We start from the raw sequence: 23,275 nt of genomic DNA, 5'->3' as shown, positions 1-23,275 counted from the left end.
CGGTGGGAGCCATCGGTTTCGGCGCGGGAGTCCGGCCCCCGGGGGCCGGACGGGCGACGACTCGGCGGATTCGGGGATTCGGTGCGGCGGAGGCCGCGCCGCCCGGAGGCGGTGACATCCGCCGGATGCGCAACGTCGGCGGCTACAGCACGGTCGGTTTCCGGGCGATCCCGCCGATCGGCCGCAAGCCGGCGCCCGACGCCGAGGCCGAGGCAGAGGCGGACGCGCTGACCGACGCGGTGCTCGCCCGGGCGGACGAGGTGCTCGCCCAGGCCGACGAACTGCTCGCTTACGCCGGTGAGGAGGCATACGCCGAATCCGGGTCCGCCGGTGCGCAGACACCGCCCGCCCATACCGGGGACGAGCTGGCGGGCGCCGGGGCGAGCCGGTGACGCCGTTCGGCCTGCGGCTGGCCGACGCGATGGGCCGGCTGGGCCCGTTGTGCGCCGGCATCGACCCCCACCCGCAGTTGCTGCGTGCCTGGGGGCTCAGCGAGGACGTCGAAGGCCTGAAACGGTTCTCCGACATCTGCGTCGAGGTGTTCGCGGGCCGGGTGGCGCTGGTGAAACCCCAGGTGGCGTTCTTCGAGGAGTACGGCTCCGGCGGCATCGTGGTGCTCGAGGACACCATCGCCGCGCTGCGCGCGGCCGGCACGCTGGTGCTGGCCGACGCCAAGCGCGGCGATATCGGCTCCACGATGGCCGCCTACGCGCGGGCCTGGCTGGGCGACGGTCCGCTGGCCAGTGATGCGGTGACGGTATCGCCGTACCTCGGCTTCGGTGCGCTGTCTCCCGCCCTCGACGCCGCGCGCTCGGCCGGTCGCGGCGTCTTCGTGCTGGCAGCCACCTCGAATCCGGAGGCGGCCCAGGTGCAACGCATCACCGCGGCCGACGGTCGCAGTGTCGCGCAGATCATGATCGACGAGGCCGCCGGCTGCAACGCCGGGGCGGAATTCGGATCGGTCGGCGTCGTGGTCGGCGCGACCCTCACCGAACCCGTCGACGTGAGCAAACTCAACGGTCCCGTCCTGATGCCCGGCGTCGGCGCGCAGGGCGGGGGAGCGGAATCGATCCGTGCGCTGATCCCGTCCGACCGGTTCGCGGCGGTGGTACCCAACGTATCCCGGGAACTGCTCGACACCGGGCCTTCAGTGGCGGCGATGCGCACCAAGATGCACAAGCTCGCCGACGAATTCGCCTTCCTGCAGGCCTGATTCATTCCGCCCGGGTTCGCGAGCCGTCGCACCCGGGCGGGATTCGCTGATGTCCACCACGCGCGTCGCGCGGGAGCCGGCTGCCTCTCGGAAGGCGACCGGTCTGTTTGCGTTTGCGGCCCGTTCGCGCGCATCCGTGCTCGTTCCCGGGTGGAAGTTACACGCGCGTGTTTTTCCGGCTCAGCGGCCCTTCCGGGGTGTCTTACGGCCCCGCCGCGCACATCGCCGACCGGTGCCGAGAGTGCTCGCCACGCCGCGCCACGCCGCGACACGCTGGGGAAAAATTCGCGACACGCGGAGAATTTTCAGAAAGTTCCAGGTCGCGCGATTACGGGTCGGTTACGGTCGCATCCGGCCGGACTCGAATCCGGCGGGGAAGCCGTCGGAATCGGGATATGCCCAGGTCACCGGCATGGTGAAGAAAATCCCCGGACCGGTGCCACGACGTGGCGCAATCAGCCGCGCGACCTGCCCGGTAACGGGCTCGAATGCCCGAATCGGGCGCTGACCTGGGGGGTGGGTTCGCAATCGGCGCGCCGCGTGGGTACGGTCGCTGAGACCACCGGGTTACCGGAGGTAGATCTAGCAATGAACGATGAGACGGAGGAACCGTGGCCCTTCCCCAGCTGACTGACGAGCAGCGCGCCGCTGCTTTGGAGAAGGCGGCTGCCGCTCGCCGCGCTCGGGCAGAGCTCAAGGAGCGCTTGAAGCGTGGCGGCACTGACCTGAAGACGGTCCTGAAGGACGCCGAGACCGACGAGGTCCTCGGCAAGATGAAGGTATCCGCGCTGCTGGAGGCCCTGCCCAAGGTCGGCAAGGTCAAGGCGGCCGAGATCATGAGCGAGCTGGAGATCGCGCCGACCCGCCGCCTGCGGGGCCTGGGCGACCGGCAGCGCAAGGCGCTGCTGGCGAAGTTCGACTTCGAAGCCTGATCCGAGGGTGGTCGAACACACTCAGAAGGGTCGGCTGGTAGTACTGGTCGGCCCCTCGGCCGTCGGCAAGTCCACCGTGGTCCGTTGCGTCCGGGAACGGCTGCCGGAACTGGTGTTCAGTGTGTCGGCCACCACCCGGGCCCCCCGGCCCGGGGAGGTCGACGGCCGCGACTACCGGTTCGTGACCCGCGCCGACTTCGACGCCATGATCGAAGAAGGCGAACTACTCGAATGGGCCGACATTCACGGCGGCCTGCAACGGTCGGGAACCCCGGCCGCACCGGTGAAGGCGGCACTGGCCGCCGGGAAACCGGTCCTGGTGGAGGTGGACCTCGCCGGCGCCCGCTCGGTCCGAGCGGCGATGCCCGAGGCGCTGCTGGTCTTTCTGGCCCCGCCCAGCTGGGAGGAACTCGTGGCCCGGCTGACCGGCCGCGGCACCGAATCACCCGAGGTGATCGAGCGCCGGCTCGCCACCGCGAAGACCGAACTCGCCGCCTGTGACGAGTTCGACATCGTGATCGTGAACGACGACGTGACCACTGCCTGTGAGCAGTTGGTATCGTTGTTCGTTAGCACAAATTCGAGATGACCGCGGGCGATCCGCGAACTCCTCTCGAACAGCAACTCCCCATCGACCCGCAGGAGCCTCCCTAGTGAGCGACACCAAGACCGTGCCCGCCTACGACACCCCGGTCGGCCTCACCAACCCGCCGATCGACGAGTTGCTCGAGCGCACGTCGTCCAAGTACGCGCTGGTCATCTACGCGGCCAAGCGGGCGCGTCAGATCAACGACTACTACAACCAGCTCGGCGACGGCATCCTCGAGTACGTGGGTCCGCTGGTCGAGCCGGGCCTGCAGGAGAAGCCGCTCTCGGTCGCCATGCGCGAGATCCACTCCGACCTGCTCGAACACACCGAGGGCGAGTGACCCTGCGGTCGTAACCCGCTGTCTCTCCACCGGACCGAAGAGGCTTGATTCAGATGCGAATCGTTGTCGGCGTGGGCGGCGGGATCGCCGCCTACAAGGCGTGCTCGCTGGTGCGCAAGTTCACCGAGACCGGGCACCACGTCCGAGTCATTCCCACCGAGTCCGCGCTGCAGTTCGTCGGTAAGGCCACCTTCGAGGCACTGTCGAGCAATCCGGTGCAGACCGGGGTGTTCGCCGACGTGCCCGAGGTGCCGCATGTGCGCATCGGCCAGGAGGCCGATCTGGTGGTCATCGCCCCGGCCACCGCCGATCTGATGGCGCGCGCCGCCTCCGGCCGCGCCGACGATCTGCTCACCGCCACACTGCTCACCGCCCGATGTCCGGTGCTTTTCGCTCCCGCGATGCATACCGAGATGTGGGAGCATCCGGCCACGATCGCGAATGTCGCCACGCTGCGCGCCCACGGTTCGACCGTGATGGAACCGGCCTCCGGGCGCCTCACCGGCGCCGACACCGGTCCCGGCCGGCTGCCCGAGCCGGAGGAGATCTTCGCGCTGGCCTCGCTGCTGCTCGAGCGCTCCGACGCGCTGCCGCGCGATCTGGAGGGCCGCCGCGTCGTCGTCTCCGCCGGTGGCACGCGCGAACCGCTGGATCCGGTCCGGTTCCTCGGCAACCGTAGTTCCGGCAAACAGGGCTATGCGATGGCCCGCGTGGCCGCTCAGCGCGGCGCCCAGGTCACCCTGATCGCCGGCAACACCATCGGCCTGGAGCCGCCCGCCGCGGTCGAGGTCGTGCACGTGACGACCGCCGAGCAGATGGGCACGGCCGTCGACAAGCACTCCGTGGGCGCCGACGCGGTCATCATGGCCGCCGCGGTCGCCGATTTCCGGCCGGTCAACGTGGCCGCCGCGAAAATCAAAAAGGGTGCGCACGAGCCGAATTCGATCGAACTGACCAAGAATCGCGACATCCTGGCCGGACTGGTGCAGGCGCGCCGCGACGGGCAGCTCGGCGGCCTGGCGATCGTCGGTTTCGCCGCCGAGACCGGCGACGAACACGGCGACGTCCTGACCCACGCGCGGGCGAAACTGGCTCGTAAGGGTTGTGACCTGTTGGTGGTCAATGCCGTCGGCGAGGGTAAGGCGTTCGAAGTCGACAACAACGACGGCTGGCTGCTCGGCGCCGACGGCACCGAACAGTCGCTCGATCACGGTTCCAAGGCGCTGCTCGCCAGCCGGGTGCTCGATGCGCTGGGCCCACTGTTGCGTTGAGCCCCAAATGATTCGGCCGCGCCGCCGTGGCGGCGACGCGGTCCGCACAGCCGTGGCGGCCGCCGCGGAGGCCCGAACGCCGGTGCTCCGCCCGGCCGTGGCAAGTTTGGAATAGTCTGAGGTAAAGGGTTGTGCGGTGACGCGATGCCGCTACTGTCGCATCCCGACATGAGAAACCCGTTGAGGGAGAGGGAACAACTGTGCGCACGTCCGGTAGCCGGCTATTCACGAGTGAGTCCGTCACAGAGGGTCACCCGGACAAGATCTGTGACGCGATCAGCGATTCCATCCTCGACGCGCTGCTCACCGAGGACCCGCACAGCCGGGTGGCGGTCGAGACCCTGGTGACCACCGGTCAGGTGCACGTCGCCGGTGAGGTCACCACCGAGGCCTATGCCGATATTCCGACCATCGTGCGCGAGAAGGTGCTCGAGATCGGTTACGACTCGTCGGCGAAGGGCTTCGACGGCGCCTCCTGCGGCGTGAACGTCGCCATCGGCGCGCAGTCGCCCGATATCGCCCAGGGTGTCGACCACTCGCACGAGGCGCGTGTCGGCGGCTCCGACGACGAGATCGAACGCCAGGGCGCCGGTGACCAGGGCCTGATGTTCGGGTACGCCACCAAGGAGACCCCCGAGCTGATGCCGCTGCCGATCGCGCTGGCGCACCGGCTCTCGCGGCGGCTGACCGAGGTCCGCAAGTCCGGCGTGCTGCCCTATCTGCGCCCGGACGGCAAGACCCAGGTCACCATCGAATACGAGGGCGACCGTCCGGTCCGGCTGGACACGGTCGTGCTCTCGACCCAGCACGCGGCGGATATCGACCTGGACAACCTGCTCGCGCCCGATATCCGCGAGAAGGTCGTCGACGCGGTCCTGGCCGATCTGGAACTGCCCAACCCGCTCGACACCTCCGATATCCGGCTGCTGGTCAACCCCACCGGCAAGTTCGTCCTCGGCGGACCGATGGGCGATGCCGGCCTGACCGGGCGCAAGATCATCGTCGACACCTACGGCGGTATGGCCCGTCACGGTGGTGGCGCCTTCTCCGGTAAGGATCCGTCGAAGGTGGACCGCTCGGCGGCCTACGCCATGCGCTGGGTGGCCAAGAACGTCGTCGCCGCCGGCCTGTCCGACCGGGTCGAGGTCCAGGTGGCCTATGCGATCGGCAAGGCCGCCCCGGTGGGCCTGTTCGTCGAGACCTTCGGCACCGAGCAGGTCGGCCCGGCGCAGATCTCGAAGGCGATCAGCGAGGTCTTCGACCTGCGCCCGGGTGCGATCATCCGTGATCTGGATCTGCTGCGGCCGATCTACGCGCCGACCGCCGCCTACGGCCACTTCGGCCGCACCGACATCGACCTGCCGTGGGAGCGCACCGACCGCGCCGACAAACTGCGCGCGGCCGCCGGTCTCTGACCGGGTCCGCGCCTGCCGTGGCCGAAGCGGTAGCACCGACGGCGCCCTCCGTTCCGACGGAGGGCGCCGTTTGCATGCCCGGCTCGTCGTCCGCGGCGCCGCCATCCTCCGACATCCCCGAGGTTCCGGATATATCGCCGGAAGAGAACACTCCCGACGTGGCCCGTGAATCACTCCCGGACCCGGAATCCGTTGCGGTGAAGGAGTTATCGCCGCATTCCGAACACGACACAGCGGAGCCGGCGTCGCTCGGCGAACAGGGTTCGGACGCGGTGGACGACGCGGATCCGCTGACCTCGGCGAAGGGGGCCGGTGAAACCCGGCTCGACAAACCGATCGCCCGGGTGCTGCCGTTGCTCGAACCCGCCCATCTGGACCGCGATTTCGACTACTCGGTGCCGCCGGAGATGGATGAGCTCGCCCAGCCCGGGGTACGCGTGCGGGTGCGATTCTCCGGCCGCCTGGTCGACGGATACATCCTCGAAAGGCTCGCGCGCACCGAACATTCCGGAAAGATTCAGCCGCTGCAGCGGGTGGTGTCCGGCGAGCGCGTCCTCACCCCGGAGATCGTTCGCCTGGTATCGGCCGTGGCCGCCCGCTACGCCGGAACGCGGGCCGATGTGCTGCGGCTGGCGATTCCGCCGCGGCATGCGCGCACCGAGGCGGCCGAACCGAAATCCGTTGATCTGCCCGAGATTCCGCTCGATTTCCCGGCCTGGTCGCACTACGTGCACGGCGGTTCGTTCCTGTCCGCGCTGCGCCGGGGCAGCGGCCCGCGCGCGGCCTGGCAGGCGATGCCCGGGGAGCAGTGGCCGCGCCGGCTCGCGGAATTGGCGGCCACCACGGTCGCGAGCGGGCGCAGTGCGATCGTGATGGTTCCGGATCAACGCGATCTGGACCGGGTCGTCGCGGAATGTGCTGCCCTGATAGGGGATTCGGTGGTGGGCCTGTCGGCCGGACTGGGGCCCGCGGCCCGGTACCGGCGCTGGCTCGCGGTGCTGCGTGGCACCGCACGGGTCGTGGTCGGAACGCGCAGTGCGGTTTTCGCGCCGGCGCGGGAACTGGGCTTGATCGTGGTGTGGGACGACGGCGACGACACCTATGCCGAACCGCGCGCACCTTATCCGCACGCCCGCGAGGTCGCGATGCTGCGTGCCCACGACACCGGCGCGGCCTTCGTGGTGGCCGGGTTCGCGCGGACCGCGGAGGCGCAGGCCATCGTCGAATCCGGATGGGCGCACGACCTGATCGCCGATCGGAAGACGTTGCGCGCCGGCACTCCTCGAATCCATGCGCCGGGCGACAGCGATATCGCCTTGGAGCGCGATCCGATGGCGCGCGCGATCCGCATCCCCGGCACCGCCTTCGCCGCGGCGCGCCGGGCCTTGGCAGCCGGTGACCCGGTGCTGGTGCAGGTCCCACGGCGCGGATACGTTCCGGCGCTGGCGTGCGCGACATGCCGCACCCCGGCCCGCTGCCGGCACTGCAACGGCCCGCTCTCGCTGCCGGAGAGCGGTACCTGGGGCAGGCGAGACGCCCGGCGGGCCGTCGATTCCCGGGCCGGGGCACAGTCCCGGCGTGGATCGACGCGGTCGGCCGATGATGCGACGGCGGCCGGCCGAGCCGGCGAGACATCCGTCGAGGATCATCGAGCGGAACATACCGGCCCGCGGCATCCGGAGCCCGCACGCTCGGACACGGCCGCGGGCGAACGCCGACCCGCGGCAGTTCCCTTGGGCAGCAAGGGTTCCGGCGATATCGCCCAGAGCCCGAGCTGTCGCTGGTGCGGCAAGGTGGAACCGGCCTTCCGGTGCGGCGCGTGCGGTTCCCGGGTACTGCGGGCGGTGGTGATCGGCGCCCAGCGCACCGCGGAGGAATTGGGCCGTGCCTTTCCCGGGGTGCCGATCCGGGGTTCCGGCGGCGCCGCCGTGCTGGATTCGGTCCCGGAGGGCCCCCAGGTGGTGGTCGCGACCATCGGAGCCGAACCCGACGTGCCGGGTGGGTACGCGGTGGCGCTGCTGCTCGACGGCTGGGCGCTGCTCGGCCGCGCGGACCTGCGTGCCGCCGAGGACGCGCTGCGGCGCTGGATGTCGGCCGCCGCCCTGGTCCGCCCCGCGGGTGAGGTGCTCGTGATGGCCGAACCGTCGCTGCCGACCGTGCAGGCACTGGTGCGCTGGGATCCGATCGGCCACGCCCGCCACGAACTCGCCGCTCGCACCGAGGTTCGCTTCCCGCCCGCGGTGCGCCTGGCCGCCGTCGACGGCACGACCGCCACCATCGGCGAACTCCTCGGTGAGACGGCACTACCGGACGGTGTCGAGGTGCTGGGCCCGGTGCCGCTGCCGCCCGGCGCCCGCACGCCGTTCTCCGGCGATGCGGCGCCCGCCGAGGTCGAACGGATGATTCTCCGGGTCGACCGGCGAGCGGGCTCGGCGTTGTCGCGCTCGCTGGCCGGCGCCCTCGCAGTGCGCAGCAGTCATCGCTCGGACGGTCCGTTGCGGGTACAGATCGATCCGGTCGACATCGGCTGACGCACAAGCGAATTCGGCGTGCCGGGCCAGGGGCACGGGGTGATGTTCAGCGGAACATGTCGATATTGCGTCGTGCCCACGCCGAGAAGGGTCGCGGTGCACGGCCGAGGACCGCCTCGACATCGTCGCTGACCCGCAATTCCTCGGGCGTCGGCGCACCGATGATCGCCAGGGTCGTGTCGGCGGCGTCGGCGGGCATCACGGTGAGCAGTTGCGCGCGCGCCTGCTCGGCTGTCTGCTCGACGAAACGCACCGGCTCGCCGAGCGTTTCGGCCAGGGCCCGCGCCCGATCGCGCGGAGATTCGGGCGCGGGACCGGTGAGCACGTAGGTCCGTCCGGTGTGACCGGCCTCGCGCAGGGCGGTGGCGGCCACGGCGGCGATATCGTCGGGGTCCACGAAGGGGATCGCGACATCACCGAACGGCGCGGTGACCGTCCGCTGCGTGCGTACCGCGTCCGCCCACATCGCTACGTTCGATTGAAAACCGCTCGGCCGCAATATGGTCCATTCCAGTCCCGAGTTCTGGACGGCAACTTCGACCTGCTTTCCGAACTGTCCGTGCGAGGCGCTGTCGGGCCGGGTTCCGACGCCCTGTGACGACAACAGGACGATTCGCCGCACACCCGCATCGCGTGCCGCGGTCAGCACTCCCGGCACATCTGCGGCCAGCGATCCCGGCGCGAGTAGCAGGAACAGCTGTTCCGCGCCATCGAGGGCCGCCGCGACCTCGCCCGTATTCGTCAGATCGGCCGCAACGTGCCGCACGCCGTGGGGGAGGTCGTCGGGACGGCGGCGGGATACGGCAGTCACCTTCTCGCCGGCTTCGGCGAGCATCCGCACCAACGGTCGTCCGACGTTGCCGGTCGCTCCGGTTACCACAATCATCTTCGCTCCTGAGTTAGTTGACTGACTAACAGGACCGTACGGCATGAGCTTCGATGTGTCTATAGTCAGTTGTATGACTAACTCGCTCGACAGCAAGCGGTCCGGCGGTAAGCGGGAACGGCTCGCCGCCGCGGCCGCCGAGGTCTTCCACCGGCAGGGGGTCGAGAAGACGACGATCGCCGACATCGCCCGGGCTGCCGAGGTGCCGGTCGGCAATGTGTACTACTACTTCAAGACCAAGGATCAGCTGATCCAGGCGGCAATCGGGGCTCACGCCCACAGCCTGGAGGGCTTCCTTGCCGAACTCGACCGGGAAGCCTGGCCGGCCGATCGGCTGCGGGCGTTGATCCGGTCCTGGGTCGACCAGCGCGATGTCGCGGCCCGATACGGATGTCCGTCCGGCACTCTGGCCGCCGAACTCGACAAACGCTCCGACGGTCTGGAGCGTGAGCTGGCCGAGGTGATGGGCGTCCTGCTGGACTGGGTGCAGCGGCAATTCGAGCAGATGGGCCGCGCCGATGCGCGCGAACTGGCCGTCGCGCTGATCGCCTCCTATCAAGGAATCTCCTTGCTCACCAACACTTTTCGTGATCCGGAGCTGATGCGCGCGGAGGGTGACCGGCTGGAGCGCTGGATCGGTTCGCTCGCCGCCTGAGCCACAGCACGCGCTGTGGCGCGTTCCATACTTGTCAAAGATGCATTGCCGATATATCGTTGATTGCGTCAACGTAAGACGATGCCCGAGGAGGCAATCATGGAACGCATGGAGAACATGGACAGGTTCGGCCGCGGCCGCCGTCGCGGACCCCGGCCGGACCCGCAGGAACGCGGCGGACACGAACAGTTCCGTCGCCATCCGCGCGGACACGGCTTCGGGCCGTTCGGTCCGGATTTCGGACCCGGATTCGGTCCGGGCGGCCATGTCGGTCGCGGTCGCGGCCGTGGTGGACGCGGACGGCGCGGAGATGTCCGCGCGGCGATTCTGCTGCTGGTGCAGGAACGTCCGATGCACGGCTACGAGCTGATCCAGCAGATCCGCGAGCGCAGCGACGACATCTGGCGGCCCAGCCCCGGCTCGATCTACCCGGCACTGTCCCAGCTCGAGGACGAGGGCCTGGTGATCATCGAGAAGGTGGCCGGTCGCAAAACCGCCAAACTCACCGACGCGGGCGCCGAGTACGTCACCGAACATCGCGACGAACTGGGCGATCCCTGGCAGGACGTCCGCGAGGGCGTCGGCGACCAGGCGCTGGACCTGCGCGAACTGGTCGGCCAGCTGATGGGTGCGGTCGGGCAGGTCGCCCGCGCCGGCACTCCGGAACAGGCCGGTAAGGCGGCCGAGGTCCTTACCGAGGCCCGGCGCTCGATCTACCGGATCCTCGCCGACGACGACACCACCGCGGCCGAGTGAGACGAATACCGTTGGCCCGTCGCATGTACCGGTCCGGACGGCGCACAATCGGAATATGGGACGAGGTCGGAAACATCGAGACGGGGGCCTCGCCTGGCGTAGGGCGTTCGCGGCGGTGGCGACGTGCGGGGCGGTGTTCGGCGGCAGCGCGAATGCCTGGGCCGAACCTCCCGCATCGCCGCCGCCGGACACCCGCCCGGTGGTGGTCCCGACCGAATGGGGACCACCGCAGGGCAACCATCTCACCGCCTCGCGCTATCTGAAAGCGCACCCCGGCGCAACGCCGTGGGGCACCAACGATTTCAGCTGCCGGCCCAGCGCCCGGCATCCGCGCCCGGTCATCCTGGCCCACGGGACCGACGCCACCGCCTATACCGACTGGGGCGGTATCGGCCCGCAACTCGTCACCGCGGGCTTCTGCGTCTTCGCCCCGGACTACGGGGGCAAACCGGATGCGACCAGTTACGGCACCGAGGATCTGTGGGCATCATCGCGACAGTTCGGCGCCTTCGTCGACCGGGTCCTGTCGGCCACCGGCGCAGACAAGGTCGACCTGGTCGGATTTTCCCAGGGCGCCAACATCACTCGGTACTACATCGACAAGCTCGGCGGGGCTCCCGAGGTCGATCAGTGGATCGGGCTCGCCTCGCCCAGCTACGGCGGCCAGATGTACGGGTTGGTTCCGCTCGCCGATGCCGTGCCGAATCTGTGGAACGCCTATCGGCAGGTCACCTCGCTCGCCGCCGTTCAGCAGGCCCAGGGCTCGCCGTTCATGCGCGAACTCAACGCGGGCGGCGACACGGTCCCCGGTGTGCGGTACACCACGGTCGGCAGCCGTGCCGACGAGATGATCCAGCCCTACACCAATATCGCCCTGACCGGTCCGGGTGCGCGCAACATCGTGCTCCAGGATCTGTGCCCGATCGACCTGACCGGGCATTTCCACATGGTGTACGACCCGTTCGTCCAGCAACTCCTGCTCACTCTGCTCGCCCCCGAGCAAGCACCGCTGCCGCACTGCGCCTACGTGCCGCTGGGCACCGGAATCGGTGAGGTGATCCTGGGCGCGCATTCCTGACGAAACGGATTTCCGGCCGCCCGTAAAATGGGGCGACCGCAATGTCGTCTCGCCCGGGAGTGTGCCTGTGACAATCCAGCCCGTTCGCCTGTTCGGCGATCCCGTCCTGCGCGCCCGCGCGGACGAGGTCGACGCCTTCGACAGGGAACTCGAGCAGCTGGTCACCGACCTCACCGACACCATGCACGCCAGTCGCGGAGTCGGCATGGCCGCCCCGCAGATCGGGGTCGGCCTGCGGGTGTTCGTCTACGACACCGGCGATGCCGCCGGACACGTGGTGAATCCGGTCTTCGAGGTCCTCGGGACCGACGAGCAGACCGGACCGGAGGGCTGCCTGTCGATTCCGGGGCTGCGCTACGACGTGACCCGTGCCCACCGCGTGGTGGCGCGCGGGCTCGACAGGCATGGTGAGCCGGTGAAATTCGAGGCCGAGGGGCTGCTCGCGCGCTGCGTGCAGCACGAAACCGATCATCTCGACGGCGTGCTGTATCTACAGCGGCTGGAACCGGCCACCCGAAAACAGGCCATGCGCGCGGTGCGGGAATCGGAGTGGTTCGCCGCCGGTAAGACGGTGATGTCGGCGGCCGAGGTCGCCGGCAGCCGTCCCGAGTCCGGGCGGGGCGAGTAGATGCGCCTGGTGTTCGCGGGGACTCCCGAACCGGCCGTTCCGTCCCTGCGGCGGCTCATCGAATCCGAGCGCCACGAGGTGGTGGCGGTGGTGACGAGGCCGGATGCGGTGGCCGGGCGCGGTCGCAAGGTCACGCGCTCGCCGATCGGGCGGCTGGCCGACGAATACGGCATTCCGGTGCTGACCCCGCGCAGACCCTCGGAGCCGGAATTCGTTGCGGCACTGACGGATCTGTCGCCCGACTGCTGTCCGGTGGTCGCGTACGGCGCGTTGCTGCCGCGGGGGGTGCTCGACATCCCGCGGCACGGCTGGGTCAATCTGCACTTCTCGCTGCTGCCCGCGTGGCGTGGCGCGGCGCCGGTGCAGGCGGCGGTCCTGGCCGGCGACGAAATCACCGGCGCCTCGACCTTCCGTATCGAGGAGGGCTTGGACACGGGGCCGGTCTACGGCGTGGTCACCGAACGCATCGGCATCACCGACACCGCCGGATCCCTGTTGGAGCGCCTGTCGATCTCCGGTGCGCAGCTGCTCGAATCCACCCTCGACGGCATCGAGGACGGCACCGTACAGGCCGTGCCGCAATCCGGTGAGGGCATTTCCTATGCGCCCAAGGTAGAGGCCGACGAAGGCCACATCCGCTGGGATCAACCGGCGCTGGCGGTCGGCCGCCGGATTCGCGCCGTTACGCCGGCGCCGGGCGCGTGGACCCAGATCGACGGTAAGCGACTGAAACTCGGGCCGGTCGAACTGGTCGAGGACCAACTGCCCGAGCGGGTGATCGAGGTGCGCAAATCCGGTGTCTACATCGGCACCGCCACCACGGCCGTGCGCTTGGATCAGGTGCAACCGCAGGGCAAGCGGATGATGTCGGCCCTGGACTGGGCCCGCGGTGCCCGCCTGCAGCCCGGCGCGGTGGTCGAGTGACCGGCCCACGTCGAGGAGGCGAACGACCCGACCGCGACGGCCGGACGGCCGACGATGCGCGCCGAGGAAAAGGCCGGGCGGACAACGGCTCTCGGCAGCACGGCGACGCGGGGAGAAGTTCGGGCAGCCATGGCGGTGACGCCCCTCGGGCTCGTCGGGGCGAGGGGCGCGATTCGTCGGACGACCGCGGCCGCCGCTCCGGCGCGAGTGGTGCTCGCGATGCCGGGCGCGCCGACGCCGGATCCGGACGAGCCCACGGTGCCGCCCCCGGAAGGACCGGCGGTGATGCGTCGAAACGGGCCTCCGAGAAGAGATCGGCAAGGAAATCCGCTGCGGGGCAGCAGAAGTCGTCGCGACCAGAAGCCGGCTCCGGTTCCGCGCGCCGGACCGGTGGCTCCGCAGCCCGGACTCGAGGACGCCGTGGTGTGGTGGGTGACGCTCCCCGGCTCGTCGCACGGGACGTGCTCCGGGCGGTTCGCGAGCGTGACGCCTACGCGAATCTCGTGCTGCCCGTCCTGCTGCGGGAATACGGATTGTCCGGGCGCGATGCGGCTTTCGCGACCGAGCTCGCCTACGGATCCTGCCGGGCGATGGGGGTCCTCGACGCCGTGATCGCCGACTGCGCGGGACGTCCCATCACCGAGATCGACGGCCCGCTGCTCGACGTCCTGCGCTTGGGCGTCTATCAACTGCTGCGGACCCGAGTGGGATCACACGCCGCGGTGGATACGTCGGTCGATCTGGTGCGTACCGAATCCGGCAGCGGTAAAGCCGGTTTCGTGAACGCGGTGCTGCGCCGGGCCGCGGCGCGGACACCGGAGCAGTGGGTCGAGGATCTGGCGCCCGCGGATCCGATCGGCCGCATGGCATTCGAATTCGGGCATCCGGTCTGGATCGCGCAGGCCTTCGCCGACGCGCTCGGTGCGCGGGCGGGGGAGCTGCGCGATCTGCTCGCCGCCGACGACCAGCGGCCGATCGTCCACCTGGTGGCGCGGCCCGGCGATATCACCGCCGAGGAATTGGCCCTGGTCAGTGGCGGTGAGGAAGGGCGTTGGTCACCGTATGCGGTGTACCTGGACAGTGGCGATCCGGGGCAGCTGGAAGCGGTGCGCGAGGGAATGGCCGCCGTGCAGGACGAGGGCAGCCAGCTCGTCGCATTGTCGCTGACCCGGGCGCCGCTGCTGGGCGAGGACGGCGGGCGCTGGCTCGATCTGTGCGCCGGCCCGGGCGGTAAGACCGCGCTGCTCGGCGCCCTGGCCGATATCGATCGGTATCGGGTGGATGCCGTCGAACCCGCCGAACACCGAGCCGATCTGGTGCGCAAGGCGACTCGCGGCCTGCCGGTCACCGTCCATGTGGTCGACGGCCGCGACTCCGGGCTGGAACCCGGCTACGACCGCATCCTGGTCGACGCACCGTGCACCGGACTGGGCGCGCTGCGCAGACGACCGGAGGCGAGGTGGCGGCGCACCCCGGCCGATGTGCGCGACCTGACCACCCTGCAGAGCCAATTGCTCACCGCCGCATGGGATCTGCTGCGCCCGGGCGGTGTGGTGGTGTATTCCACCTGTTCCCCGCACCTGCCCGAAACCGTCTCCGTCGTCTCCGATTTCGTCCGCCGCTCGAACGCCGAACAACTCGACACCCGAACGCTGCTGCCGGGCGTCACCGATATCGGCGACGGTCCCGCCGTCCAGCTCTGGCCGCACCGCCACGGCACCGACGCCATGTTCATGGCCGCGCTGCGCAAACCGCTCTGACACCGCGGGCCGCTCAGCCCGCGAGAACCGCACCGGCGAGGGCGACGCCGGCCACCCAGACGGTCGACAGGAGCGCCAGGATCAGCGGGCGTGGCCCGACTCGGCGCAGGGCGGCCAGGCGTACGCCCGCGCCGAGGGCGAACATGGCGGCGGTGAGCAGAGCGGTCTGAAGCAGTTTGGCCGTGGCGAGTGCCGATTCCGGCAGGAGCCCGGTGGTGCGCAGTGCGGCGCAGGCCAGGAAGGCCACGACGAACAGCGGAATCAGGGGCGGCCTGCGGGTGCCGGGCGCGGCGTCCTCGCGCCGCCGGACCTGCCAGCCGATCACCGCCAGTACCGGTGCCAGCAACACCACGCGCGCGAGTTTCACCACGACCGCGACGGTCAGTGCGGCACCGCCGATGGCGCCTCCGGTCGCGACGACCTGTGCCACCTCGTGCACGGCGCCTCCGGCCCAGATCCCGGCGGTGCGATCGTCGAGGCCCAGCACGCTCGACAGCAGGGGCAGCGCGCCGATCATGATCGTGCCGAAAACGACCACGAGGGCGATCGCGGTGAGCACTTCCTCGTCCTCGGCGTCGACCACGCCGTCCACCGCCGCCGCGGCGGCCGCACCGCAGATGGAGAATCCGCACGCGATCAGCAGTCGCTGCGTCCAGCTCAGACCCAGCAACCGGCCCATGAACATCGTGCCGCCGATTCCGAGGGCGACGATCGCGACGACCACCGCGATCACCGCGGGCCCGAGCCCGAGGATGTCGGCGAAGGTCAGCTGCAGACCGAGCAGCGCGACGCCGATACGCAGCAGCCGCTTCGCCGAGAACTGCAACCCCGGCTGCACCCGCTGGGGCAAGGGAACGCAATTGGCGAGGACCGCCCCGACGACGATGGCGAGCAGTAGCGGACTGACCGTCGGCGTGAACTGGGCGATGCCCAGCACGACAGCTGTGATCGCGACGGTCAGGGCCAATCCGGGGACGATGCCGGCACCGGCCGGCGCACCCGGCCGCTGGGCTCGCCCCGCGAATCCGGTCGGTCCGAGCCACGCTCGCCGGCTGCGTCGTGACGTGCGGGCCGAGGTCTGCGTGCCGGAGGATTCGATGCCGCGCTGCGGACCGGCCGCGCGGTCGGTATCTCCGGTTCGGTCCGGCGCGCCGGGCCCGGTGCTACCAGGCGCTTCGTCGGCGGACCCGGCCGCTCGCGAGGAATCCAGACTTGTCATGACGACAACGGTCTCGCGAATCGGTGCGGTCCGGTAGCGGCCGAAACGGCATCGGACTCATATCATGGCGATATGTCCTGTGTCCGATGCATATGATCACGGTATGGCCGATATCCGCCCCGACCTGGGTTTCCTGGAGCTGCTGGTCGCCATCGACGACCACGGCAGTCTCGGCGCCGCCGCACGCTCGATCGGCATGGCACAACCGAACGCCAGCCGCGCGGTGCGGCAGTGGGAGCATCGGCTGGGCCTCGCCCTGCTGCGGCGCTCACCGCGCGGCTCCACGCTCACTCCGGCGGGGACCGTCGTCGTGCACTGGGCGCGCGAGGTGCTGGCGGATGTGGACCGGCTACTCGATGCCGCCGCCGCGCTGCGCACCGATCAGGAGGCCGAACTCACCGTCGCTGCCAGCATGACGGTCGCGGAATGTCTGCTGCCGGGGTGGCTCGGCGCGTTCCGCCGCGGCCATCCGGATGTGAAAGTCCATCTCCAGGTGCATAATTCGCGACAAGTGTGCGATCGGCTGGTGGCGGGGGAATGCGATCTGGGATTCGTCGAATCGCCGGCCGTGCCCGAGGGATTGCCGCATGTGACCGTGGCGCACGATCGTCTGCTCGTCGTGGTCGATCCCGGGCATCCGTGGGCGCGGCGCCGCATCCCGCTCACCGTCGCCGAACTGGCCGCGACACCGCTGGTCGTACGTGAACCCGGTTCCGGTACCCGCAGCACACTCGATGTCGCATTGGCCGAATATCCGCGTGCCGAACCGCTTCTGGAGCTCGGCAGCGCCGCGGCCATCCGCACCAGCGTGCTCGGCGGCGTGGGACCCGCGGTCCTCAGCACCCTCGCGGTCGGCGATCAGCTCGAGCGCGGCGAACTGCGCGCCGTCGCCGTCGAGGGCCTGGACCTGCGGCGCACCCTGCGCGCGGTGTGGCGTCCACCGCGCAAACTCGGCGGCCCGGCCGGGCAACTGGTGTCGGCCATCGTGCACGCCCAGCGCGCCGCGCCACCGCGAGCGTCCGCTCCGGCGTAACCGCCGGCCTCACTCGCGGGCGCTCTGCTCCCGCAGCCGCGCAAGCGTTTTCGCGAGAATCCGGGATACGTGCATCTGCGATATCCCCATCCGCTGCGCGATCTGGGTCTGCGTCATCGATTCGAAGAACCGCATGGTGAGAATGCGCCGTTCGCGTTCGGGCAGGCCCGCGAGCAGCGGCCGGATCGCCACGTACTCCTCGACTCGGTCGAACTGCGACTCCTCTTCGCCGAGAGTGTCCAGCAGCGAGGCCTCGGTATCGCGGCCCACCGATACCGCGTCGATGGAACTGGGCTGATACGCGTTGCCCGCGATGACGGCCTGGGTCACCTCGTCGGGATGGATGTCGAGTTCGGCGGCGATCTCCTTGGCGGTCGGAGAGCGGCCCAGCGACTGCGAAAGCGAATCGATCGCGGAGCCGATGCGCAGATGGGTCTCCTTGACCCGCCGCGGCACCCGCATCGCCCAGGTGTTGTCGCGGAAGTAGCGCCGCACCTCGCCCATGATGGTGGGCACCGCGAAGGACAGGAAGTTCGAGCCCCGCGAGACGTCGAACCGATCGACCGCGTGGACCAGCCCGACGCGGGCCACCTGCGTCAGATCGTCGAACGGCTCGCCGCGACCGCTGAATTTGCGGGCGATGTGGTCCGCCAACGGAATACAGCGGTTGATCAACTCGTCGCGCAATTCGGCGCGGCGGTCCTCACCGGCCTCCGACAGTGCCTGGAACAGCAAATTCACATCGTCGTAGCCGGAGACCGAACCGGTGACCTCGGCGACCTCGTCGCCGTCTTCGTCGTCGTCCGGGGTGTTCTCGCCGCCGTGCGCACGGCCATCGCCGTCCTCGGCGCCGGTGTCGTCAGGGGATCCGCTCGCGGCCGTACCCGCGGTGTCCTCGGCGTCGTCGGCCTCGAACACGCTGTCGTGCTCGGCCACTACGCCTTCCCCCGGACCCGGCGAAATTCCACCACCGTCGGGTATCCGGAAATCGCCGAATCGAAGGGTTCCTGCGCGACCTCGATCCCATCGGTGAGGGTCCGCAGTACATGCCAGCCGAAGCTGCGCTGGTCGGGCAGTTTCGAGGTGGCCGCGATTCCGGCCACCCGGACGAGGAGATCGGTGTCGCCAACGGTGAAGCGGCACTGCAGGGTGCTGCCGGGGACGGCGAGTTCGATCAGCGTCGAGCACGCCTCGTCGACGGCCAGCCGGATGTCGGCGACCTCGTCGAGTGTGAAATCGCTGAGCAGGACCAGTGTTTCGGCCAATCCGCGCACGATGGGCAGTTGCGACACCGTGGCCGCTACTCCGATTTCGACGGGTGTGCTGCGCAGTCCCTCTTCAGCCGACATGTTGATCACCCTACGAAGGCTACCCAACTTCGCGTCGCGCAATCGTCGACAGTGCCGAAAACCGGTGTGATCGACCCAGTACACTCACGCGCTGTGTCCACCTCGAATTCCCACTTTCACCGGCCGTCGCCGATGATCGCACCGTCCATCCTGTCCGCTGATTTCGCTCGTCTGGCGGAGGAGGTACGCGCCGTCGAGGGAGCGGACTGGCTGCACGTCGATGTGATGGACAACCACTTCGTACCGAACCTGACCCTGGGTCTGCCCGTGGTGCAGAGTCTGCTGAAGACCACCGACATCCCGCTGGACTGCCATCTGATGATCGAGGACCCGGCCCGCTGGGCGCCCCCGTACGCGGAGGCCGGTGCCTACAACGTGACCTTCCACGCCGAGGCGACCGACGATCCGGTCGCGGTGGCTCGCGATATCCACGCCGCCGGCGCGAAGGCCGGATTGTCGGTGAAACCGAACACACCCATCGAGCCGTATCTGGAAATTCTCCGCGACTTCGACACCCTGCTGGTGATGAGCGTCGAGCCCGGATTCGGCGGGCAGTCGTTCATTCCGCACGTGCTGGAGAAGGCGCGCGCGGTTCGCCGGCTCGTCGACAGCGGCGAATTGCGTCTGGTCGTCGAAATCGACGGTGGCATCAATATGGACACCATCGAAGCCGCCGCGGAGGCCGGGGTGGACTGCTTCGTCGCCGGTTCCGCGGTCTACGGCACGGACGATCCGGCCGCGACCGTGGAAGCTTTGCGCGAGAAGGTCATCGCGACGGAGCAGGCGGCACGGCGCTGAGCCGCGCGGCCTCCACGACCGCGGCCATGGGGACGACCGCGTCGAGATGGTCGGGCGTCTGCACCCAGATTCGATAGCCTGTCCGTTCGTCCTCGGCCGAGGGCAGCACCACGTGGCTGCCCGTGCACGCGACGGTCGTGTACAGCCGGAACAGTTCGGCCGCAACGGATGTGCTGACGCCGGCGGAGCACGACGGGCCGGTGATGAAGGTCCAGCGCCGCGCGCGCGGATGGTGAACCACGGGAGTGACGAGTCCGGACTGGGTGAGCTGGCGCAAGACCCGCTCACCCAGATCGGCCGGCATGGTGACCGCACCGAATTGCTGCCCGACTTCGAGAACGATGTGCCGGGCCGCGTCGTCCACCGTCGCGGGGAGATGAAAAATGCGGCGATACCGCTCGCAACGATCCGTGAGAGACGTATCGATCACTGTGGTCACGCCACACCCCCATGAGGTTGTTGTCCAATGAACTGTTGGAATCAACTGCATAACAATATTGCTACCGAATTCGCCTTGGTGCAAGCGCCGGGGTTGAATTCGCAGTCACGTGGGTAACAAATCGAATTCGGCCGCGATCCGGGCCGGTAGAAGCCGGATATCCGACCGGTGAAAACGTGAATCGAATTCCATTTCTCCGGAAATTGCCGACAATTCCTTTTCGGTATCCGGTGTACCCCCGAATCGCGGGGACGCCGATCGGCCCGCTCGGCGCGCCGCCGAGACGGCGTCCGGTTCAGTGCATATTTCCGGTCCGAAAGTCTCGAATGCCCGGACGCGACCGGTCGGTGGGACGGCCGGATGTGCTCTGCTACAGCGCGTCGTTACGCTGATGACACTGCGGCCCACGGGGGAATACCCCGGGCCGCCGGCACCGTTTGCGCTAGCGGACGCCCCGACGCGGTGGGCGCCGGGCTGACAGGAGATACGGATGTTCACAGGCATCGTCGAGGAGCTGGGCGAGATCGTCGCCGCCGAGCGGTCCGCGGACGCGGCCAGGCTCACCATTCGCGGCGCGACCGTCACCTCCGATGCCCGCCACGGTGACTCCATCGCGGTCAACGGTGTCTGCCTGACCGTGGTCGACGTGGTCGACGGTGACAGCTTCACCACCGATGTGATGGGTGAGACGCTCAATCGCTCCGGCATCGGCAAACTCGACATCGGCTCGAAGGTGAACCTGGAGCGCGCCGCGGCGGTGAACAGCCGGCTCGGTGGCCACATCGTGCAGGGGCACGTCGACGGCACCGGGGTCATCCTGTCGCGCACACCCTCCGACAACTGGGAGGTGGTGCGAATCTCGTTGCCCGACAACCTCGCTCGCTATGTGGTCGAGAAGGGGTCGATCACCGTCGACGGCATCTCGCTGACCGTCTCGGGACTCGGCGTGGACGACGCCGGAGAGCCCGGGCACCGCGACTGGTTCGAGGTCTCGCTGATTCCCACCACCCGCGAACTCACCACCCTCGGGTCCGCGCCCGCCGGCACCACCGTGAATCTGGAGGTCGACGTCATCGCCAAATACGTCGAGCGACTCCAGCAGCGTGGCTAGCCGGAGCAACCGCGACGTCGTATCGGCGACCCGACCCAGTAGGCTCGAGTCGCACCTATTCCGAAGTGGAGCACAGCAGACGTGACCAGGTTCGACACCATCGAGCGCGCAGTCGCCGATCTCGCCGCCGGTAAGGCGGTAGTCGTCGTCGACGACGAGGGCCGGGAGAACGAGGGCGACCTCATCTTCGCCGCGGAGAAGGCGACCCCCGAGCTGGTGGCTTTCATGATCCGATACACCTCCGGCTACATCTGTGTGCCGTTGACCGGTGCGGACTGCGATCGGCTGGGCCTGCCGCCCATGTACTCGATGAACCAGGACAAGCACGGCACCGCGTACACGGTCTCGGTGGACGCGCGAGAAGGCATCAGTACCGGCATCTCCGCCGCCGACCGCGCGACGACCATGCGCCTGCTGGCCGATCCGGCCTCGCGCGCCGACGAGTTCACCCGGCCGGGCCACGTCGTGCCGCTGCGCGCCAAGGATGGCGGAGTGCTGCGCCGCCCGGGCCACACCGAGGCGGCCGTGGACCTGGCCCGGATGGCCGGTCTGAGTCCGGCGGGTGTGATCTGCGAGATCGTCAGCCAGAAGAACGAGGGCGATATGGCCCGCACCGAAGAGTTGCGGATCTTCGCCGACGAGCACGAGCTCGCGCTGATCTCGATCGCCGATATGATCGCGTGGCGCCGCAAGCACGAGAAGCAGGTGGAGCGGATCGCCGAGGCGCGCATCCCCACCAAGTACGGCGAGTTCAAGGCCGTCGGCTACAAGAGCATCTACGACGATGTCGAGCATGTGGCGCTGGTGCGCGGCGATCTGAGCGTCGACGCCGGTGACGATGTTCTGGTGCGTGTGCACTCGGAATGCCTGACCGGTGACGTTTTCGGCTCGCTGCGCTGTGACTGCGGCCCGCAGCTGGACGCGGCGATGGAGATGGTCGCCGCCGAGGGGCGCGGTGTGGTGCTCTACATGCGCGGGCACGAGGGCCGCGGCATCGGCCTGATGCACAAGCTGCAGGCCTATCAGCTGCAGGATTCCGGCCACGACACCGTGGACGCGAATATCGAACTCGGCCTGCCCGCCGATGCCCGCGACTACGGCACGGGCGCGCAGATCCTGGTCGATCTCGGGATCAAGTCGATGCGGCTGCTCACCAACAATCCGGCCAAGCGGGTCGGTCTGGACGGCTACGGCTTGAGCATCACCGAGCGGGTGCCGATGCCGGTGCGCGCCAATGCCGAGAATCTGCGGTATCTGCGTACCAAGCGCGACCGGATGGGCCACGACCTGGTCGGCTTGGACGACCTGGATCTCGGCGAGACCGCACAGTAGTCGGAATTCGAAGAAGGGGTATCGGTCGATGAGCGGTACGGGCGTACCGGAGTTCGCGCTGGCGGACGCGAAGGAGCTGACGGTCGGCATCGTCGCCTCGCGCTGGCACACCACCATCTGCGACACGTTGCTCGCCAACGCCGAGCGGGTGGCCCGGGAAGCGGGCGTCGAGCAGATCACCGTGGTGCGCTGTGCCGGGGCGATGGAGTTGCCGGTAGTCGCGCAGGCGCTGGCCCGCACGCACGACGCGGTCGTGGCGCTGGGCGTCGTGATCCGCGGCGAGACACCGCATTTCGAATACGTCTGCGATGCGGTCACCGCCGGTTTGACGCGAGTGTCGCTGGACGAGGGCACACCGGTCACCAACGGAGTGCTCACGGTGAACACCGAGGAGCAGGCCCTCGACCGTGCGGGCCTGCCGGATTCGGCCGAGAACAAGGGCGAGCAGGCGGGTGCGGCGGCATTGGACGCGGCGCTGACCCTGCGCGCGCTGCGCCGGGAAGTCTGAGCCGATGCCGCCGGTCGTTCGCCTGTTCAAACGCGGTCCCCAGCCCCCGGCGGCGGATGCGCCGCAGTGGGATCTCGAGGTGCGCCCGCGACGGGCGGTGCGCACCGCGCGCATCGTGGCGGCGGTGATCGCGGTGTTGTTCGTCCTGGCCGGGGTGCTGTCGAGTAATTCGGCGACCGGCGTGAACTTCCGCGGGGCCGACCAGGTCGCCATCATCTGCTTCGGGTTGTTGCTGGCCGGTGCCGTGCTGCTGCTGACCCGGCCGCGGGTGCGCGTCGGGCCGCAGGGCGTGGTGGTCCGCAACATATTGGGCGACAACGAGTTCCGCTGGGCCGATATTCGCGGCGTCGCGATTCCGGACAAGAAGGCCTGGGCACGGCTGGAATTGGCCGGCGACGAATACGTGCCGATGCTGGCGATCCGCGTCAACGACAAGGATCATGCCGCCCGCGCGATGGACCGCTTCCGCGAACTCGGCGCGAAATACACCGCCGCACAGCAGGACTGA

The 23,275-nt window shown here is 69.2% G+C and carries 25 protein-coding genes; 20 read left to right on the top strand and 5 right to left on the bottom strand.

Features of this window, described 5'->3' with window-relative positions:
- Window positions 1-2: 2 nt before the first annotated feature.
- From NN2_RS12900 to NN2_RS38540, 8 genes are all read left to right on the top strand, one after another.
- A complete protein-coding gene (locus NN2_RS12900; protein WP_063013383.1) occupies window positions 3-392 on the top strand; it encodes a hypothetical protein in 390 nt (129 codons plus the stop codon).
- The gene (gene pyrF, locus NN2_RS12895) at window positions 389-1,213 is read left to right on the top strand and encodes an orotidine-5'-phosphate decarboxylase (RefSeq protein ID WP_030513993.1); all 825 of its coding nucleotides are present in this window, start codon (window positions 389-391) and stop codon (window positions 1,211-1,213) included. The genes NN2_RS12900 and pyrF overlap by 4 nt, the downstream gene beginning before the upstream one ends.
- Before the next feature lie 611 nt (window positions 1,214-1,824).
- Window positions 1,825-2,145, top strand: a complete 321-nt coding sequence (gene mihF / locus NN2_RS12890) for an integration host factor, actinobacterial type (protein WP_030513994.1) — start codon at window positions 1,825-1,827, stop codon at window positions 2,143-2,145.
- A 7-nt stretch (window positions 2,146-2,152) separates the two neighbouring features.
- On the top strand, window positions 2,153-2,734 hold the full coding sequence (gene gmk, locus NN2_RS12885; RefSeq protein ID WP_063013381.1) for a guanylate kinase: 582 nt from the start codon (window positions 2,153-2,155) through the stop codon (window positions 2,732-2,734).
- A gap of 64 nt (window positions 2,735-2,798) precedes the next feature.
- Window positions 2,799-3,074, top strand: a complete 276-nt coding sequence (gene rpoZ, locus NN2_RS12880; protein ID WP_025350704.1) for a DNA-directed RNA polymerase subunit omega — start codon at window positions 2,799-2,801, stop codon at window positions 3,072-3,074.
- 53 nt (window positions 3,075-3,127) lie between these two features.
- Window positions 3,128-4,345: a bifunctional phosphopantothenoylcysteine decarboxylase/phosphopantothenate--cysteine ligase CoaBC gene (gene coaBC, locus NN2_RS12875; RefSeq protein ID WP_063013379.1), complete on the top strand. Its 1,218-nt coding sequence runs from the start codon at window positions 3,128-3,130 to the stop codon at window positions 4,343-4,345.
- Between the two features lie 200 nt (window positions 4,346-4,545).
- The gene (gene metK, locus NN2_RS12870) at window positions 4,546-5,760 is read left to right on the top strand and encodes a methionine adenosyltransferase (RefSeq protein WP_063013377.1); all 1,215 of its coding nucleotides are present in this window, start codon (window positions 4,546-4,548) and stop codon (window positions 5,758-5,760) included.
- A 290-nt stretch (window positions 5,761-6,050) separates the two neighbouring features.
- Entirely contained in the window at window positions 6,051-8,291 is a 2,241-nt protein-coding gene (locus NN2_RS38540) for a primosomal protein N' (RefSeq protein WP_369829568.1), read from the top strand.
- Between the two features lie 46 nt (window positions 8,292-8,337).
- Here the strand turns inward: NN2_RS38540 and NN2_RS12860 are convergent, their stop codons facing one another.
- Window positions 8,338-9,177: an NAD(P)H-binding protein gene (locus NN2_RS12860; RefSeq protein WP_063013375.1), complete on the bottom strand. Its 840-nt coding sequence runs from the start codon at window positions 9,175-9,177 to the stop codon at window positions 8,338-8,340.
- Window positions 9,178-9,250: 73 nt separating this feature from the next.
- Between NN2_RS12860 and NN2_RS12855 the strand changes: the two genes are divergently transcribed.
- The 6 genes from NN2_RS12855 (at window position 9,251) to NN2_RS12830 (ending at window position 14,978) form a co-directional block, all read left to right on the top strand.
- Window positions 9,251-9,832, top strand: a complete 582-nt coding sequence (locus tag NN2_RS12855) for a TetR/AcrR family transcriptional regulator (protein WP_063013373.1) — start codon at window positions 9,251-9,253, stop codon at window positions 9,830-9,832.
- A gap of 99 nt (window positions 9,833-9,931) precedes the next feature.
- The gene (locus NN2_RS12850; RefSeq protein ID WP_369817501.1) at window positions 9,932-10,588 is read left to right on the top strand and encodes a PadR family transcriptional regulator; all 657 of its coding nucleotides are present in this window, start codon (window positions 9,932-9,934) and stop codon (window positions 10,586-10,588) included.
- A 55-nt stretch (window positions 10,589-10,643) separates the two neighbouring features.
- Window positions 10,644-11,666, top strand: coding sequence for an esterase/lipase family protein (locus NN2_RS12845; protein ID WP_082856956.1), 1,023 nt, complete (start codon window positions 10,644-10,646; stop codon window positions 11,664-11,666).
- 67 nt (window positions 11,667-11,733) lie between these two features.
- Complete coding sequence (gene def / locus NN2_RS12840) at window positions 11,734-12,294, top strand: peptide deformylase (RefSeq protein ID WP_036523470.1); 561 nt, start codon at window positions 11,734-11,736, stop codon at window positions 12,292-12,294.
- Window positions 12,295-13,218, top strand: a complete 924-nt coding sequence (fmt, locus tag NN2_RS12835; protein ID WP_063013371.1) for a methionyl-tRNA formyltransferase — start codon at window positions 12,295-12,297, stop codon at window positions 13,216-13,218.
- A 428-nt stretch (window positions 13,219-13,646) separates the two neighbouring features.
- Complete coding sequence (locus NN2_RS12830; protein ID WP_030514005.1) at window positions 13,647-14,978, top strand: RsmB/NOP family class I SAM-dependent RNA methyltransferase; 1,332 nt, start codon at window positions 13,647-13,649, stop codon at window positions 14,976-14,978.
- A gap of 13 nt (window positions 14,979-14,991) precedes the next feature.
- On the opposite strand, the gene NN2_RS12825 is transcribed toward NN2_RS12830, so the two are convergent.
- Window positions 14,992-16,197, bottom strand: coding sequence for a YeiH family protein (locus tag NN2_RS12825; protein ID WP_082856955.1), 1,206 nt, complete (start codon window positions 16,195-16,197; stop codon window positions 14,992-14,994).
- Window positions 16,198-16,300: 103 nt separating this feature from the next.
- Between NN2_RS12825 and NN2_RS12820 the strand changes: the two genes are divergently transcribed.
- Window positions 16,301-17,230 carry a LysR family transcriptional regulator gene (locus tag NN2_RS12820; protein ID WP_063013369.1) on the top strand — a complete coding sequence of 310 codons (930 nt, stop codon included), beginning with the start codon at window positions 16,301-16,303 and terminating at the stop codon, window positions 17,228-17,230.
- Between the two features lie 9 nt (window positions 17,231-17,239).
- Here NN2_RS12820 and NN2_RS12815 read toward each other — a convergent pair whose 3' ends face one another.
- Together NN2_RS12815 and NN2_RS12810 are read right to left on the bottom strand one after the other, a co-directional pair.
- Window positions 17,240-17,971 carry an RNA polymerase sigma factor SigF gene (locus NN2_RS12815; RefSeq protein WP_063013420.1) on the bottom strand — a complete coding sequence of 244 codons (732 nt, stop codon included), beginning with the start codon at window positions 17,969-17,971 and terminating at the stop codon, window positions 17,240-17,242.
- A 194-nt stretch (window positions 17,972-18,165) separates the two neighbouring features.
- On the bottom strand, window positions 18,166-18,579 hold the full coding sequence (locus NN2_RS12810; RefSeq protein WP_227462764.1) for an ATP-binding protein: 414 nt from the start codon (window positions 18,577-18,579) through the stop codon (window positions 18,166-18,168).
- Window positions 18,580-18,711: 132 nt separating this feature from the next.
- Between NN2_RS12810 and rpe the strand changes: the two genes are divergently transcribed.
- Window positions 18,712-19,377, top strand: a complete 666-nt coding sequence (rpe, locus tag NN2_RS12805) for a ribulose-phosphate 3-epimerase (protein ID WP_030514010.1) — start codon at window positions 18,712-18,714, stop codon at window positions 19,375-19,377.
- Here the strand turns inward: rpe and NN2_RS12800 are convergent.
- A complete protein-coding gene (locus NN2_RS12800) occupies window positions 19,346-19,816 on the bottom strand; it encodes a hypothetical protein (RefSeq protein WP_030514011.1) in 471 nt (156 codons plus the stop codon). The genes rpe and NN2_RS12800 overlap by 32 nt on opposite strands.
- A 490-nt stretch (window positions 19,817-20,306) precedes the next feature.
- Here NN2_RS12800 and NN2_RS12795 point away from each other — a divergent pair, with 490 nt between their 5' ends.
- The 4 genes from NN2_RS12795 to NN2_RS12780 all read left to right on the top strand — a co-directional run bounded on the left by NN2_RS12795 (window position 20,307) and on the right by NN2_RS12780 (window position 23,275).
- Window positions 20,307-20,927, top strand: coding sequence for a riboflavin synthase (locus NN2_RS12795; RefSeq protein WP_063013367.1), 621 nt, complete (start codon window positions 20,307-20,309; stop codon window positions 20,925-20,927).
- Window positions 20,928-21,008: 81 nt separating this feature from the next.
- A complete protein-coding gene (locus NN2_RS12790) occupies window positions 21,009-22,259 on the top strand; it encodes a bifunctional 3,4-dihydroxy-2-butanone-4-phosphate synthase/GTP cyclohydrolase II (RefSeq protein ID WP_063013364.1) in 1,251 nt (416 codons plus the stop codon).
- Between the two features lie 28 nt (window positions 22,260-22,287).
- Window positions 22,288-22,767, top strand: a complete 480-nt coding sequence (ribH, locus tag NN2_RS12785) for a 6,7-dimethyl-8-ribityllumazine synthase (protein WP_030514014.1) — start codon at window positions 22,288-22,290, stop codon at window positions 22,765-22,767.
- A 4-nt stretch (window positions 22,768-22,771) separates the two neighbouring features.
- Window positions 22,772-23,275, top strand: coding sequence for a PH domain-containing protein (locus NN2_RS12780; RefSeq protein WP_082856953.1), 504 nt, complete (start codon window positions 22,772-22,774; stop codon window positions 23,273-23,275).

It is taken from the genome of Nocardia nova NBRC 15556 (assembly GCF_001613005.1).
Classification (GTDB): Bacteria; Actinomycetota; Actinomycetes; order Mycobacteriales; family Mycobacteriaceae; genus Nocardia; species Nocardia nova.
This window is presented reverse-complemented; position numbering and strand designations above follow the sequence as displayed.